We start from the raw sequence: 13,954 nt of genomic DNA, 5'->3' as shown, positions 1-13,954 counted from the left end.
GCTTAAACGCCATATGCGCAACAAGCCCATGTTAACGTTACTGAACCATTAAGCCGCCAAAACGGACCACACGTCGCGCGATTGCGCCCCCACCATGTCGTGCCCCGTTGCTCCCGATGCGTTTGGCGCTAAAGCGGGAAACATGGACAAGATCATCATCGAAGGCGGCAAGCGCCTCTCCGGCACCATCCCCGTCTCCGGCGCCAAGAACGCCGCGCTCACGCTGCTGCCCTGCGCGCTGCTGACCGAAGAACCGCTGACGCTGCGCAACCTGCCGCGCCTGGCGGACATCGACGGGTTCCAGCACCTGATGAACCAGTTCGGCGTCTCCACCGCGATCGCGGGCAGCCGTCCGGAAGACTTCGGCCGCGTCATGACCCTGCAGGGCACGCGCATCACCAGTTCGGTCGCGCCTTACGACCTCGTGCGCAAGATGCGCGCCTCGATCCTCGTCCTTGGGCCCATGCTGGCGCGCATGGGCGAGGCGACCGTCTCGCTGCCCGGCGGCTGCGCCATCGGCAACCGCCCGATCGACCTGCACCTCAAGGTCATGGAAGCGCTGGGCGCGACGATCGAACTGGCCGCCGGTTACGTGCGCGCCATCGCCCCTGACGGCGGCCTGCCGGGCGGGCGCTATTCCTTCCCGGTCGTTTCCGTGGGCGCCACCGAGAACGCGCTGATGACCGCCGTGCTGTGCAAGGGCAAGTCCACCCTCCACAACGCCGCGCGCGAGCCGGAGATCGTCGATCTGTGCAACCTCCTCGTCGCGATGGGCGCGCAGATCGAGGGTATCGGCACCAGCGACCTCACCATCCACGGCGTCGATCGCCTGCACGGCGCGACCTACATGGTCATGCCCGACCGCATCGAGGCGGGCTCCTACGCCTGCGCCGCCGCCATCACCGGCGGTGAAGTCACCCTCAAGGGTGCCCGGATCGAGGAGATGGAGGCCACCGTCCAGGCCCTGCGCGACGCCGGCGTCCACGTCGAGCCGCGCGCCGACGGCCTCTACGTCGCCTCGGACGGCAAGCTGCGGCCGGTGACGCTTTCGACCGCCCCCTACCCCGGTTTCGCCACCGACATGCAAGCGCAGCTGATGGCCCTGCTGTGCATGGCCGAAGGCTCCAGCGTACTGACCGAGACGATCTTCGAGAACCGCTACATGCACGTTCCCGAACTCAACCGCATGGGCGCCCGGATCGAGACCAAGGGCCGCACCGCGATCGTCCACGGCGTTTCCGGCCTCACCGGCGCCGATGTCATGGCGACCGACCTGCGCGCCTCGATGAGCCTCGTGATCGCCGGCCTCGCCGCCAAGGGCCAGACCCAGGTGCACCGCCTCTACCACCTCGATCGCGGCTACGAGCGGCTCGAGGAGAAGCTGGCACTGGTCGGCGCGCAGATCGAACGCGTCGGCGGGGATTGACGAAGCCCGGCGGAAACAACTGCGGCCCATGGCGCGTTGCCCCCTCGAACTGCCGAGAGGAGAAACGGACATGGGCCTCATCAAATTGGCGGCCGCCGGCGCGGTCGGCTACGCCCTCTACAAATACGCCACGGACAAGAAGCAGGAAGCCGAATTCGCCGGCATCCGCGGTTCCGGCCCCGACCACATGCAGACCCCGCCCAAGAGCTGGGACAAGACCGACGAAGCGATCGACGAAAGCTTCCCCGCGAGCGATCCGCCCTCGACGTACTGAAACCGGAATCGGAGCGACCATCACGGGGCGGGAGAGCGCAGGCTTTCCCGCCTCTTTTCGCATTCGTCTTCGGTCCGTCGCAAATCCCTCGTACCGGCGCATGGGGCTGGAACGAATCCTTCGTCCAACCCGTTGAAAAGCATGCCGGAGCGCCGGGAGGGCCGCCCCGGGGACGGGAACAGAACGATGGCGATCCACTTTGTCGCGGACCTGCATTTCAACACCGAGGCCGCGCGCGCCGACGGCTTTTCCGACAGCAAGGACAGGATTCGCCGCATCTGCGAGGCATGGCATGCACGCGTGGCCGAAGACGACGCGGTGTGGATACTCGGCAACGTCGGCAATCCCGTACATCTCGGCGGCTTGCCGGGGCGCAAGCACCTCGTGCGCGCGGTCGCCGACCCGCAGGCGTGGAACTGCCTGGCGACGGGCCGCTACGCCAGCGTCGCCGACATGGCGTGGCTCGAAACACCCCATGGCGGGCTTCACCTCGTGAGCGATCCGGCCACCGCCGGCGAAACCGAAGACCTCGTCCTCCACGGACTTGCGGCGGGAGACTGGCGCCGCCCCGGCTTCGTGTGCGTTGCTGCCCGCCATGCCGGCTGGGGACCGGTCAGCCTCGACGAGATCGTCCGGCAGGCCTTCGGGCTCCAGATCGACAGGGCCGCCGCCTGACCCTCATCCTGGCCGTCATTCCAGCGCCGAGGTCGCCAGCCACACCCTGACCGCGCCGGCAAGGCCCGGCGGGGTATCCGCATCCAGTCGCTCGGCATCGATCCGCGCCACCAGTGCGTTGACCGGAATCGCCTCACGCGCGGCCGCACGCTTGAGCAGTTCCCAGAACACCGGCTCAAGGCTGATCGACGTCTTGTGCCCCGCGATCTCGATCGAGCGCTTGACCGGCGGGTGATAGGGCGTGGTCATTACTCCAGCCTAGCCGCCCTCGCCCGCTCCCGAAACCCCGCAAATCCGTCACTCTCCATTGCCCGATACCTATCAATGAGAAGGTATCTTGCCTCGACCTGTATTTATCGTCGCAAGGTATCTTGCAACACACAGTAGCTTGCAATACATGATGGGCATCCGCAGGAGATGATTCGATGTCCGAAATCGAGATCCAGTTGAAGAAAGGGGTGCTCGGGCTCTGCGTCCTCGCGCTGCTTTCGCGGGGAGATAGCTACGCCTACGAGATCGCGAGCCGCATGGCCGACGCGGTCGATATGGGCGAAGGCACGATCTACCCGCTGATGCGCCGCATGCAGTCGGAGGGTCTGGTGAAGACCTATCTGGAGGAATCGCCCTCCGGCCCGCCCCGCAAGTACTACACCCTCACCGAAACCGGCCACGCGCGGCTTGCCGAACAGGTCGGCGAATGGCGCGGCTTCACCGCCGCCGTCGATACGCTGATCGACGGGGCCGCTACTTCCCCCGAAACCGCAGTCCAGGAAGGCCCTTTAGACGCAGGAGAGCCCAGCCATGAAGCGTAGTGATTTCATCAAGCGCCTGAAGGCGGGCCTCAAGGGCATGCCGCAGGATGCCATCGACGACATCGTCGCCGACTACGAAGAGCACTTCGAAGCCGGCCTTGCCGAAGGCCGCAGCGAGGAGGAAGTCGCCGAAGCCCTCGGCAACCCCGCCCGCCTCGCCCGCGAACTGCGGTTCGAGACCGGCTTTCGCAACTGGAAGAGCGACCGCACGCCCTCCTCTGCCTGGAGCGCGATCCTGGCCTTCATGGGCCTTGCCACGATCGACATCCTGATCCTGCTGCCCATCGTGCTCCCCGTGCTCGGCGTGGTCTTCGGGCTGTTCGTGGCAGTGGTCGCGTGCTTCATCGGCGGCGGCTTCATGCTGATCGCGGGGCCCTTCAGCGGCTTCCCGGGGGGCCCGCTGATCGCGATCCTGCTGGGGCTTGGCACCATGAGCGCCGCAGTCGGGGTCGGCGCCCTGCTCACCATCGTGGGCATCGGCCTGGTCAACGCCCTCATGTGGTTCGGCCGCCTGCACTACCGCGTGCTCGAACCCGCCATCCATCCCGAAGACTGACGACGACAAGGAGGACCAAGTGATGCTCAGGAAACTGCTCATCGTATTCGCCAGCGGCCTGATCCTGTCGATCGCCGCATTCTCGCTCGCCTGGACTTTTGGCGGCGACAAGATGAAACAGGAATTCGCGACCAAGGGCTGGTACTTCGACGACGGCGATGGCTCGCACCACGACCGGGGGCCCCGCAAGACCCGCGTGTTCGCCATCCAGTCGGGCAGCCAGCTCGCCATGGACGTACCGGTGGACCTCGAATTCACCCGTGGCGACAAGCCCGAGATGACGGTCGAAGGCCCCGCCGACGTGATCGACCGCGTGGTCTGGGAAAACGGCCGCCTCTCGATCAGGGGCAGCGCCCGGATCCATCGCGGCCTCAAGGTGCGCATCACCGCGCCGGAGATCGCCGGGCTCGACCTCGATGCACCCGGCGACGTGGACCTGCACGGCCTCGACCAGGAATCGCTGCGCATCAACGCGCGCGGGGCCATCGACCTCGACGCCTCGGGCAAGGTCAACCGCATGTTCGTGACCTCGGACGGGGCGGGCGACATCGACCTCGGCAAAGTCCAGGGACAGGACGCCACGGTCCGCATCAACGGCGTCGGCGACATCACCATCGGTGCGACCGGCGTGGTGGACGTGGAGATCAACGGCGCGGGCAACGTCACCCTGGTCCGCAAGCCCGCCACCCTGCGCAGCCGCATGAACGGCATTGGCGATATCGACCACGACTACTGACGTTCCACGTGGAACATGAAGGCACCTGAACTCGGATGGGCCCACATCGTCTCCGGACGGTGTGGGCCTTGTCTTGCCCTATGTCGCCCTCCCCATCTCGTCATTGCGAGCGTAGCGAAGCAATCCCACACCGCGCGAGGTGCTGGATTGCTTCGCTACGCTCGCAATGACGAAAAAGGGAAGGAATTCAGGCTGCGGCGCGGCGCAGGCGGTCGTTGATGGCGGTGCCGATGTCGCTCTCGGGGATCGGCGCGATCGCGATGCGCGGCTGCGGCGCCCCTGCCCCGGCATGCAGCAGCGCGTAGAGCCGCGCGGCGGCCTCGGCCAGATCACCGCTCGCCGACAGCGAACTGTGCCCGGCAACCGGCCCGAAGCCGATGTGGAATTCGTCCGCCGCGGCATCGGTCGCATCCAGCCGGACCGGCTTGCCCGGCGCATAATGGCTGGCCAGTTGCCCCGGCGCCTCGATGTCCTGCGAGACGACGGGATCGCTCGGCACGCCCAGCACCGCCGCGATCCGCGCCTCCGTGATCGGCCCCGGTCGCAGCATCTGCCAGCGACCGTCCCCGCGCAGGGCGACGATGGTGGATTCCAGACCGGCCTCGCAAGCCCCACCGTCGATCACCGCATCGACCCCGCCGCCCAGCGACGTCACCACATGCGCGGCCTCGGTAGGGCTGACCCCGCCGCTGCGGTTCGCCGAGGGCGCCGCCAGCGGCAGCCCTGTCGCGGCGATCACCGCGCGCATGACCGGATGGGCCGGGCAGCGCAGCGCCAGTGTCGGCAGCCCGGCCGTGACGGCGGCCGCGATCGGGGCGCCCTCACGCAGGGGCAGAACCATCGTCAAGGCACCGGGCCAGAACGCCTCGGCCAGCGAGAGCGCGCGCGCATCGAACTGCGCCAGCGCTTGCCCCGATGCCAGGTCGGCAACATGGACGATCAACGGATTGAAGCTCGGCCGCCCCTTCGCGCGGTAGATCGCCGCCACGGATCCGTCCCGGTCGGCGCGCGCGGCGAGGCCGTAGACCGTCTCGGTCGGCACCGCGACCAGCCCGCCCTCGCGCAACCGGCGCGCGGCATCGGCGATCCCCTCGGGACCGTCATCGAGAAGGACGGGTTGGCTGGCGTGCTCCATGCCTCGCCGCTATAGACCCCCGGCGACGAAAGCCAAGGACATGCACGCGATGACATATGCCTCCTCCGCCAGCACGACCGATCGGGATACGGACCAGTTCGGCGTTCTGGTGCGGATCGCCGAAGCGCTCGAACGGCTCGCTCCGCAGCCTGCGCCCCGAACCGACTGGCTGGCCTTCCCCGCTTATGTCTGGACCGGCACGGCGGCCCGCGCCGTGGAGCGGCTCGACGCCCCCGCCCTTCCCCTGCTGCGCGGCATCGACAGCCAGAAGGAGCGCGTGGTCGCCAACGTCGAGCGTCTCGCCGCCGGTCATGCCGCGCATGACATGCTGCTGTGGGGCTCGCGCGGGATGGGCAAGTCGGCCCTGCTGCGCGCGGCCGTGCGCACCGCCGACGCCGCCCATCCCGGGCGCATCGCGCTGGTGCAGGTGGCGCAGGAGGCCCTCTCGGGCGTGAGCGACCTGTTCGCGGCGCTGGGCAAGGTCGATCGCAGCTTCCTCGTCTTCATCGACGACCTCGGCTTCGAGGAAGGCGACGGTGCCGGGCCGCGCATCCTGCGATCCTGGCTGGAAGGCGGCGTCGAGGCGCGCCCGGCGAACGTGCGCCTTGCAGTGACGTCCAACCGCCGCGCCATCGTCGGCCGCTCGATGTCGGAACAGGACGATCCGATCAACACCCGCGATCTGGTCGACGAGAAGCTGGCGCTGGCGGATCGCTTCGGCCTCTCGATCGGCTTCCACAACTGCGATCAGGATTCCTACCTGGCGATCATCGGTGGCTATGCGCAGGATTTCGCGCTGGAGTGGGAGCCTGCCGACGCGCTGGAATGGTCCCGCCGACGCGGCGCCCGCTCGGGCCGCGTGGCCTGGCAATATGTCAACGAACTGGCCGGACGCGCCGGCAAGACGATCTGATCCCTCGTTCGTTACCGCGAGCGAAGGCGAAGCAACGCTCGCGGTGACGAGAATTACGGCAGCAGCTTGTCGTCTTCCTTGCGGAAACCGCCGAGCATCTTCGCCGCTTCCTCGGGCGAGGTCGGATCCTTGATGTCCTCGCGCGGCTTCATGTGCTCGGTGACGACGGGCTTGATCGCCGGCGAAGGCTGGGCACCTGGAGAGATCACGCGCCAGATGATGCCGGCGGTATCGTCGCTGACCAGCAGCGCGCCGCCCTTGTCCCACGCCACCCAGGTCGGGCGGCCGCGGGTATCGCCATTGTCCTTGAGGAACCCGCTCAGCACCGGCTGCGGCTTCACGTCCTTCGGATTGCCGTTGGCGTCGAAAGGCACGAAGACCACGTCGTAGCCCGCCGCCGGACGGCGATTCCACGAACCGTGCCGCGCGATGAAGACGCCGTTCTCGTAACCCTTGCCCATGCGGTTGCCGCCATTGGCGAAGGTCAGCCCCAGCACCGCCGCATGCGCGCCCATGGCGTACTCGGGCTTGCGGGTATATTCGATCATGTACGTCTGCATCGGCCACTGGACGCGGTCGTCGAACACGTTCTTCCAGTAGACCCACGGCCAGCCGTACTGCGCGCCCACCGGAACGTTGGTGAGATAGTCCGGCACCAGGTCCGGCCCAAGCATGTCGCGCTCCTGCACGGTCGCCCACATCTCGCCGGTGGAAGGATTCCAGCCCAGCCCGTTGGGATTGCGCATGCCGACCGCGAACTGGCGGCGGCGCGCGGTCGCCACATCGACCTCCCAGATCATCGCGCGGCCGGTCTCGGCCTCCATGCCGTCGTCGGCGATGTTGCTGGCCGAGCCGACCGCCACATAGAGATGCTTGCCGTCCTCGCTCAGCAGCAGGTTGCGCATCCAGTGGTTTCCGGCTGCCGGCAGGTCGATCATCGTGCGCAGCGGCTTGCCTTCCAGCTTGGTCTGGCCGGGCGTGAAGGCGAATTCCAGCACCTTGTCGTGATCGGCGATGTAGAGCTTGCCTTCGCGGTAGGCCATGCCGGAGGGCGAGGCCATGTCGGCGGTGCGCAGCGTGGTCTTCAGTTCCGCCTTGCCGTCGCCATCGGCATCGCGCAGCAGGACGATGCGATCGGGAGAAGCCTCGCCCGCCCCCACCCGGCTCATCATCAGGCCCATGACCATGCCGGTCAGCCCCTTGGGCTTGTTGCCGGCGGGGGCATTGGTTTCCGCCACCAGCACATCGCCGTTCGGCAGCGTGAGCATCGTGCGCGGATGGTCGAGCCCTTCGGCGAAGCGCGCCACCGTCAGCCCGCTGGCGGCCTTGGGCGCTTCTCCTGCGGCCCAGCCCACCGGCTTGGCCAGCTTGATGCTGGGGATCCACTGCGGGCTCGGCTCGACCAACTGCGGGTTCTTGCCAGTGGTCGCATCGCCCGGCAGGTCCGAGGTATTGGCGTGCAAGCCCCAGTAGACGTACCCGGCGGCGGCCAGGACGATCACGGCGGAAGCGATGGCGGTCTTCTTGACGATCGGATTCATGCGCAAGGAGATAGGCCGCCTCCGGCTGGCCGACAACAGCGAGTTGCGCTGAAGGTACGTTTGCAAATTCGCAACGTGCGAATTTTGCGGCACCGGCCCACTCCCCCGCCCGGCCACCCATAGGGTACCATTGTTGGGTGGCCGGGCGGGGGAGTGGGCCGGTGCCGCCTCAAAATGCCCCATTGGGCATTTTGCAAACAGCCGCTAAAGCCCGCATCATGTACGACTTTGCCGCCGACGCCGCCCTGCCCAAGCTGGAACTCTACGCCGAACTCGCCCGCGCCGCCGAGGCGCTGGTCGTGGGGGAGCCTGACGGCATCGCCAACATGGCCAACCTTGCCGCCGTGATCTGGCAGTTCCTGCCGGATCTCAACTGGGCCGGCTTCTACCGCATGGTCGATGGCGAACTGGTGCTCGGGCCGTTCGTCGGCAAGCCGGCCTGCATCCGCATCCCGCTCGGCAAGGGTGTATGCGGTACGGCAGCCGCCACCGGAGAGACCCAGGTTGTCGCCGATGTCCACGCCTTCCCCGGCCACATCGCCTGCGACGCGGCGAGTCGTTCGGAACTGGTGGTGCCGGTCCTGCGCGACGGGCAGGTGATCGCCGTCATCGATCTCGACAGCCCCACCGCCGGCCGCTTCGACGAAGAGGATGCCGCCGGCGTTCAGAAGCTGGCCGATATCGCCGCCCGCGCGATCTGAAACCATCCTTCGTTACGCTCGCGGGTGACGATTGGAAGGGGAGATCGCTCCGATCTTATGCGCACCAAAACGGGACATCGATCGGAGAGGCCAAGTAACTCGCTTGGTTTTCTGCGGATCACGATGCTAAATTTCGCGTTAACTGACGGGGCTGCCTTTTGCCCTGACATTCTCGCGAAAGGATGCCCCGATGCGCTTTCCCCTCCGTGCCGCCTGTCTTGCGACGCTGGCTTTCGCCGCCGCTCCGGCCTTCGCGCATGATGGCCCGCCCGATCCGCGCGGCGAAGCGCCCTACCCCGGTGCCTACGATCGGGGTTACGACAGGCCCGGTTACGATGGGCCCGACGCCCGCGAAGCCTGGCTGGCGGATTGCCGCCAGCGTGTGTCGCAGCGCGATTCCGGTGTGGGCGGCGCGCTGATCGGCGGAGCCGTGGGCGGTCTTGCCGGAAACCGCATTGCCGGGCGTGGCAACCGCACGGTCGGCACTTTGGCAGGTGCGGCGGTGGGCGCGGTCGCCGGCGCCGCGATCGACAAGGCCGAGGATCGCGGCCGCGACCGTGACGAGTGCGAGGCCTATTTCGACGATTACCAGGCCCGCTACAGCCGGGGCGGCGGCTATCCGGGTTATGGCGGTTATGGCGCACCCGGCTATGCGCCAGCCTATTACTACCCCGCGCAGCAGGGATGCTGCAATCAGCCGGTCATGGGGCAGCCGATGATGATGGTCCCGGCCGTGCAGGCGCAGCCGCACTGCACCGAGACCGTCGAATACGTCTACGAGGACGTGCCGGTCCGCCCCGCCCGCCGGGTCATCCCCCGCCGCAGTAAGGTGGTGCCCGACAAGCGCGTGAAGATCGCTCCCGACAAGCGGGTGCCGATCAAGTAACCGTCAGATCGCGCCGCCGGTCAGCCGCTGGCAGATCAGGTCGAGCTGGTCGAGCGTCGCGTAGCGGATCGTCACGGTGCCGGTCGAGGGATCGGCATCGGCGCTGATCTTCACCGGCAGGCCGAGGAATTCCTCGAGGTGGTTCTGCACCGCCGCGATGTCGGCATCCTCGGCCGGATTGCGCGCGGCGCGGGCAGACCGACGCGGCGCCGCATCGCCGCGCTGCTTCTTGCGCACCAGCTTTTCGATATCGCGCACCGACATCTGCTTGGCGACGGCGGCCTCGGCAATCTCCTCCGCACCGTCGCAGCCAATCAGCGCGCGGGCATGGCCCATCGACAGCTCGCCCTTCTCGACCAGCACGATCACGCCGTCGGGCAAGGCCAGCAGGCGCTGGAAGTTGGCGACATGGCTGCGGCTCTTGTCGACCATCCGGGCGATCTCGGCCTGGGTCATCCCCTCCAGTTCGGAGAGGCGGTTGTAGGCGCGCGCCTCCTCGATCGGGTTGAGATCCTCGCGCTGGAGGTTCTCGATCAGCGCCAGCGCCATGACCTCGCGGTCGGTGAGTTCGCGCACCAGGGCGGGAATCTCGTGCAGCTGCGCCTTCTGCGCCGCGCGCCAGCGGCGTTCGCCGGCGACCAGCTGGTACGAACCGGTATCGAGCGGCCGCACGATGATCGGCTGGATGACGCCGCGCTGCGCGATCGAGGCCGCCAGCTCCTCCAGCGCCGCTTCCTCGAAATGACGGCGCGGCTGATGCGGATCGGGCTTGATGTCGGAGATCGACAGCACCGCCAGTCCCCCTGCCCGCGACGCCGGAGAGCCGCCGCCGGAGCCGCCCGCGGACGCCACCGGCTCCTCGCGCCGGGTCTCGCCCAGCAGCGCGCCGAGGCCGCGCCCCAGGCCCTTCGGCTTCTGCCCGGCCGCCTTTGCCTGGGGTACGCTGAAGCGCACGATGGAGTCGTCGTTCATGCCGCTTTCCTCTTTTCGGGCAGTCGCGTTATCAGCTCGCGGGCGAGCGCCATGTAGGCGCGGCTGCCGGCGCAGGCGTGATCGTAGATCAGCGCCGGAACCCCATGGCTCGGCGCTTCGGAGAGGCGCACGTTGCGCGGGATGACGGTGTCGAACACCAGCTTGCCCAGTACCGAACGCACGTCGTCGGACACCTGCTCGGTCAGGCGGTTGCGCCGGTCGAACATGGTAAGGGCGATGCCGATGATGCCGAGATCGGGGTTGAAGCGCTGCTGCACGCGCTCGACCGTCTGCAGCAACTGGCTGAGCCCTTCCAGCGCGAAGAATTCGCACTGCAGCGGCACCAGCAGGGTATCGGCGGCAGTCAAGGCGTTGAGCGTCAGCAGGCCGAGCGACGGCGGGCAGTCGATCAGGCAGACGTCGTAGCCGAGGTTCGGCGCCAGCGTGTCCCGCAGGCGATGCGCACGATCGTCCGCACTGACGAGTTCGACTTCGGCGCCCGAAAGATCGACGGTCGCGGGAAGCAGGTCGAGGCCGGGAATCCGCGTCGGCATGATGCATTGCGCGGCGGGCACCTTATCGACCAGCACGTCGTAGGACGAGGCCGAGCGTTCCGATGCGGGCACGCCGATCCCGGTCGATGCATTGCCTTGCGGATCGAGGTCGATCAGCAGCGTCTTCCATCCGGTCGCGGCGAGCGCGGTGGAAATGTTGATCGCCGTGGTCGTCTTCCCGACGCCGCCCTTCTGGTTGGCAATGGCAATGCGGATCACCTGGTCCTACCCTTCCCGTCGGCGAGTGTGCCGACAATGATGCCTGCCTGCGGATCCGTTAGGGACTGTTCCACGTGGAACACATGCCGCCACTTGCGAAGGTCATCCAATTCTTGGCTGGCCGACCGCCCCTTGGGCAACAGGAACACCGTGTCACTTGTGGAAAATCGCGAAGATAACTCGAGTAATTTGTCGAGCGGTGCAAAAGCGCGCGCGGAAATAACCGATACGGGACGCGACTCGATCATTTCGAGTCGTTGCCCGGCGATCGAGGCGCGATCGAGCCCCATCGCGATTCGCGCCCGCTCCAGCCATTCGATTCGCCGGTTGCGCGATTCGACCATGACCACTTCGCATTCCGGTCGCAGCGCCGCGATCACCAGCCCGGGGAAACCGGCACCGGTGCCGAGGTCCATCCACGGCGTCGATGTTTCACGTGGAACATGCGGAAGCAGCTGAGCACTGTCGACGATATGCCGGAGCCACACCTGATCGAGGCTTGCCGCCGAGACCAGGTTCTGCCGCTGGTTCTCCTCGGCCAGCATCGCCACCAGCAGTTCGAGGCGCTCCATCGCGGCGCCATCGCATTCGGGAAGCGCGCGGAGCCAGTCCCGCGCTTCGTCTTCGGTCGTAATCAAGCAGCCTCCCTGCGGGCATGGACGAGCAGCGCAGCAAGCGCCGCCGGGGTGATTCCCGCGATCCGCCCGGCCGCCGCCAGCGTCGCCGGGCGCGCCCTGGTCAGTCGCTCGACCATCTCGCGCGAGAGACCGGGGATGCGGTCGTAGGGGAAATCGTCGCCAAGGATCAGCGCCTCGCTCGCACGCAAATCGCGCAGTTCGCGCTCCTGGCGTTCGAGATAAGGCGCATAGGCCGCTTCCTCGGCCATCTCCTCGAGCAGGTCGGCATCCTCCTGCAAGGCCGGATCGAGCCAGGGCGACAGGCCTGCGATATCGACGCCGCCGAAGCGCAGCCACTCACGCAGCGGCAGCCGGCCCGCGTCGGAGCGTACCGGGAGGCCCGCCGCCGCGAGTTCGGTCGCCGGCAGGGGCTGGTCGAACGCCTCGCCAAGCCGCGCCCTCGCCTCCTCGCGCTGCGCGAACCACGCGCGGCGTTCACTGCCCACCGCGCCGGCCGCAATCGCCAGCGGCGTGAGGCGGGTGGAGGCATTGTTCGCCCGCAGTCGCAGCCGGTACTCGGCGCGCGCGGTCAGCATGCGATAGGGCTCACTGACGCCGTGCAGGGTCAGGTCGTCGATCATCACCGCCATGTAGCTGTTGGCGCGGTCGAGCGCCGGCCCCTCGCGCCCCAGCACCGCTGCGGCGGCATGGAGCCCCGCGACCAGACCCTGCGCGGCGGCCTCCTCGTAACCGGTCGTGCCGTTGATCTGGCCCGCGCAATAGAGCCCGGGCAAGGCGCGCAGTTCGAGGCTGGTGCGCAAGGCGCGCGGATCGATGTGATCGTACTCGACCGCATAGCCCGGCACGACGATGTCGACCGTCGCCAGCCCCTCCATGGTGCGCATCATCTCCAGCTGCACGTCGGCCGGCAGGGAGGTGCTGACGCCGTTGGGGTAGACCAGATGCGTGCTCAACCCCTCCGGCTCCAGGAAGATCTGGTGGCCGTCGCGATCGGCGAAGCGATGGATCTTGTCTTCGATCGAGGGACAGTAGCGCGGGCCCTGTGCCCCGATCGCGCCGGAGAACAGCGGCGAGCGATGCAGGTTGGCGCGGATGACGTCATGGCTGCGCGGGTTGCTGCGGGTGATCGCGCAGAACACCTGCGGCACCGCACGGCCCCTGCCCCCGGCCGTGGCGCCCGGATCGCCCATCGCCGACATCGTCCAGTCCTCGCCATCGGAGGGCTGCTCGTCGAGGCGGGCCCAGTCGATCGTGCGGCCATCGAGGCGCGGCGGCGTACCGGTCTTGAGCCGCGCCATCGGCAAGGCCGCATCGCGCATCTGCGCCGCGAGACGCTGCGCCGATGCTTCGCCGATGCGCCCGCCGACAAGCCGCTCCTCGCCCCGGAACAGCGTGCCGCCAAGGAAGGTGCCGGTGCACAGCACCGTGGCGGCCGCCAGCAACCGCGTGCCGTCGGCGAGATCGATGCCGACGACGGTGCCGCCCTCGATCACCAGCCCGGCCGCTTCTCCGGCGACGAGCGTGAGATCGCCCTGCACTTTCAACAGGCGGTGGATCGCTGCCTTGAACAGCGCCCGGTCGGCCTGGACGCGCGGCCCTTGCACGGCGCTGCCCTTCGAGCGGTTGAGCATGCGATAGTGAATCGCCGCCGCATCGGCCGCGCCGGCGATGAGGCCGTCGAAGGCATCGACCTCGCGCACGAGGTGGCCCTTGCCCAGTCCGCCGATGGCCGGGTTGCAGCTCATCGCGCCGACGGCATCGAGATCGAAGCTGACGAGCGCCACGCGCGCGCCCATGCGCGCGGCGACTGCCGCCGCCTCGCAGCCCGCATGGCCGCCGCCGATTACGATCACATCGAAATTGTGCATGCCCGCGCCTTTACCGCGTCGCGGAATCCCCGTCAAAGCCGCTGAGCA

16 protein-coding genes are annotated in these 13,954 nt (G+C 67.9%); 9 read left to right on the top strand and 7 right to left on the bottom strand.

Annotation, left to right across the window (positions count from 1 at the left end; all coding sequences use genetic code 11):
* The first annotated feature begins 142 nt into the window (after positions 1–142).
* The 3 genes from murA to V2S85_RS09995 all read left to right on the top strand — a co-directional run bounded on the left by murA (position 143) and on the right by V2S85_RS09995 (position 2,375).
* Positions 143–1,426 (top strand): UDP-N-acetylglucosamine 1-carboxyvinyltransferase, encoded by a 1,284-nt coding sequence (gene murA / locus V2S85_RS10005; RefSeq protein WP_330702714.1) that lies wholly within the window; start codon positions 143–145, stop codon positions 1,424–1,426.
* A 70-nt stretch (positions 1,427–1,496) separates the two neighbouring features.
* Complete coding sequence (locus tag V2S85_RS10000) at positions 1,497–1,700, top strand: hypothetical protein (protein ID WP_330702713.1); 204 nt, start codon at positions 1,497–1,499, stop codon at positions 1,698–1,700.
* Between the two features lie 186 nt (positions 1,701–1,886).
* Positions 1,887–2,375, top strand: a complete 489-nt coding sequence (locus tag V2S85_RS09995) for a phosphoesterase (RefSeq protein WP_330702712.1) — start codon at positions 1,887–1,889, stop codon at positions 2,373–2,375.
* A gap of 15 nt (positions 2,376–2,390) precedes the next feature.
* On the opposite strand, the gene V2S85_RS09990 is transcribed toward V2S85_RS09995, so the two are convergent.
* Positions 2,391–2,624, bottom strand: a complete 234-nt coding sequence (locus V2S85_RS09990; RefSeq protein WP_330702711.1) for a ribbon-helix-helix domain-containing protein — start codon at positions 2,622–2,624, stop codon at positions 2,391–2,393.
* Positions 2,625–2,800: 176 nt separating this feature from the next.
* On the opposite strand from V2S85_RS09990, the gene V2S85_RS09985 reads away from it, so the two are divergent.
* From V2S85_RS09985 to V2S85_RS09975, 3 genes are read left to right on the top strand one after another with little or no spacing between them, the layout of a single operon-like run.
* The gene (locus tag V2S85_RS09985; RefSeq protein WP_330702710.1) at positions 2,801–3,187 is read left to right on the top strand and encodes a PadR family transcriptional regulator; all 387 of its coding nucleotides are present in this window, start codon (positions 2,801–2,803) and stop codon (positions 3,185–3,187) included.
* Complete coding sequence (locus V2S85_RS09980) at positions 3,177–3,743, top strand: DUF1700 domain-containing protein (RefSeq protein ID WP_330702709.1); 567 nt, start codon at positions 3,177–3,179, stop codon at positions 3,741–3,743. Before V2S85_RS09985 ends, V2S85_RS09980 begins: the two co-directional genes overlap by 11 nt.
* Before the next feature lie 22 nt (positions 3,744–3,765).
* Positions 3,766–4,479, top strand: coding sequence for a GIN domain-containing protein (locus V2S85_RS09975; protein WP_330702839.1), 714 nt, complete (start codon positions 3,766–3,768; stop codon positions 4,477–4,479).
* Positions 4,480–4,666: 187 nt separating this feature from the next.
* Here V2S85_RS09975 and V2S85_RS09970 read toward each other — a convergent pair whose 3' ends face one another.
* On the bottom strand, positions 4,667–5,614 hold the full coding sequence (locus V2S85_RS09970; protein WP_330702708.1) for an L-threonylcarbamoyladenylate synthase: 948 nt from the start codon (positions 5,612–5,614) through the stop codon (positions 4,667–4,669).
* A 49-nt stretch (positions 5,615–5,663) separates the two neighbouring features.
* On the opposite strand from V2S85_RS09970, the gene V2S85_RS09965 reads away from it, so the two are divergent.
* The gene (locus tag V2S85_RS09965; RefSeq protein WP_330702707.1) at positions 5,664–6,527 is read left to right on the top strand and encodes a DUF815 domain-containing protein; all 864 of its coding nucleotides are present in this window, start codon (positions 5,664–5,666) and stop codon (positions 6,525–6,527) included.
* Positions 6,528–6,580: 53 nt separating this feature from the next.
* Here the strand turns inward: V2S85_RS09965 and V2S85_RS09960 are convergent, their stop codons facing one another.
* Entirely contained in the window at positions 6,581–8,068 is a 1,488-nt protein-coding gene (locus V2S85_RS09960; protein ID WP_330702838.1) for a PQQ-dependent sugar dehydrogenase, read from the bottom strand.
* A gap of 218 nt (positions 8,069–8,286) precedes the next feature.
* Here V2S85_RS09960 and V2S85_RS09955 point away from each other — a divergent pair, with 218 nt between their 5' ends.
* Complete coding sequence (locus tag V2S85_RS09955) at positions 8,287–8,769, top strand: GAF domain-containing protein (RefSeq protein ID WP_330702706.1); 483 nt, start codon at positions 8,287–8,289, stop codon at positions 8,767–8,769.
* Positions 8,770–8,959: 190 nt separating this feature from the next.
* Entirely contained in the window at positions 8,960–9,655 is a 696-nt protein-coding gene (locus tag V2S85_RS09950) for a glycine zipper 2TM domain-containing protein (RefSeq protein WP_330702705.1), read from the top strand.
* A 3-nt stretch (positions 9,656–9,658) separates the two neighbouring features.
* Here V2S85_RS09950 and V2S85_RS09945 read toward each other — a convergent pair whose 3' ends face one another.
* Genes V2S85_RS09945 through mnmG form a run of 4 tightly spaced genes read right to left on the bottom strand, consistent with a single transcriptional unit; the run spans position 9,659 to position 13,942 of the window.
* Positions 9,659–10,627 (bottom strand): ParB/RepB/Spo0J family partition protein, encoded by a 969-nt coding sequence (locus V2S85_RS09945; protein ID WP_330702704.1) that lies wholly within the window; start codon positions 10,625–10,627, stop codon positions 9,659–9,661.
* On the bottom strand, positions 10,624–11,400 hold the full coding sequence (locus V2S85_RS09940) for a ParA family protein (protein WP_330702703.1): 777 nt from the start codon (positions 11,398–11,400) through the stop codon (positions 10,624–10,626). Before V2S85_RS09940 ends, V2S85_RS09945 begins: the two co-directional genes overlap by 4 nt.
* Positions 11,397–12,038 carry a 16S rRNA (guanine(527)-N(7))-methyltransferase RsmG gene (gene rsmG, locus V2S85_RS09935; protein WP_330702702.1) on the bottom strand — a complete coding sequence of 214 codons (642 nt, stop codon included), beginning with the start codon at positions 12,036–12,038 and terminating at the stop codon, positions 11,397–11,399. Before rsmG ends, V2S85_RS09940 begins: the two co-directional genes overlap by 4 nt.
* A complete protein-coding gene (gene mnmG, locus V2S85_RS09930; RefSeq protein WP_419198185.1) occupies positions 12,035–13,942 on the bottom strand; it encodes a tRNA uridine-5-carboxymethylaminomethyl(34) synthesis enzyme MnmG in 1,908 nt (635 codons plus the stop codon). The genes rsmG and mnmG overlap by 4 nt, the downstream gene beginning before the upstream one ends.
* Positions 13,943–13,954 lie beyond the last annotated feature (12 nt).

It is taken from the genome of Novosphingobium resinovorum (genome assembly GCF_036352595.1).
Taxonomy (GTDB): domain Bacteria; phylum Pseudomonadota; class Alphaproteobacteria; order Sphingomonadales; family Sphingomonadaceae; genus Novosphingobium; species Novosphingobium resinovorum_B.
This window is presented reverse-complemented; position numbering and strand designations above follow the sequence as displayed.

Bases quoted from the DNA above. Each gene is read 5' to 3' on its own strand.
- V2S85_RS09975 (WP_330702839.1), top strand. From the start codon at position 3,766: ATGCTCAGGAAACTGCTCATCGTATTCGCCAGCGGCCTGATCCTGTCG.
- V2S85_RS09955 (WP_330702706.1), top strand. From the start codon at position 8,287: ATGTACGACTTTGCCGCCGACGCCGCCCTGCCCAAGCTGGAACTCTAC.
- V2S85_RS09995 (WP_330702712.1), top strand. From the start codon at position 1,887: ATGGCGATCCACTTTGTCGCGGACCTGCATTTCAACACCGAGGCCGCG.
- V2S85_RS09965 (WP_330702707.1), top strand. From the start codon at position 5,664: ATGACATATGCCTCCTCCGCCAGCACGACCGATCGGGATACGGACCAG.
- V2S85_RS09945 (WP_330702704.1), bottom strand. From the start codon at position 10,627: ATGAACGACGACTCCATCGTGCGCTTCAGCGTACCCCAGGCAAAGGCG.
- V2S85_RS09950 (WP_330702705.1), top strand. From the start codon at position 8,960: ATGCGCTTTCCCCTCCGTGCCGCCTGTCTTGCGACGCTGGCTTTCGCC.
- V2S85_RS09980 (WP_330702709.1), top strand. From the start codon at position 3,177: ATGAAGCGTAGTGATTTCATCAAGCGCCTGAAGGCGGGCCTCAAGGGC.
- V2S85_RS10000 (WP_330702713.1), top strand. From the start codon at position 1,497: ATGGGCCTCATCAAATTGGCGGCCGCCGGCGCGGTCGGCTACGCCCTC.
- V2S85_RS09990 (WP_330702711.1), bottom strand. From the start codon at position 2,624: ATGACCACGCCCTATCACCCGCCGGTCAAGCGCTCGATCGAGATCGCG.
- V2S85_RS09960 (WP_330702838.1), bottom strand. From the start codon at position 8,068: ATGAATCCGATCGTCAAGAAGACCGCCATCGCTTCCGCCGTGATCGTC.
- murA (WP_330702714.1), top strand. From the start codon at position 143: ATGGACAAGATCATCATCGAAGGCGGCAAGCGCCTCTCCGGCACCATC.
- V2S85_RS09985 (WP_330702710.1), top strand. From the start codon at position 2,801: ATGTCCGAAATCGAGATCCAGTTGAAGAAAGGGGTGCTCGGGCTCTGC.
- V2S85_RS09970 (WP_330702708.1), bottom strand. From the start codon at position 5,614: ATGGAGCACGCCAGCCAACCCGTCCTTCTCGATGACGGTCCCGAGGGG.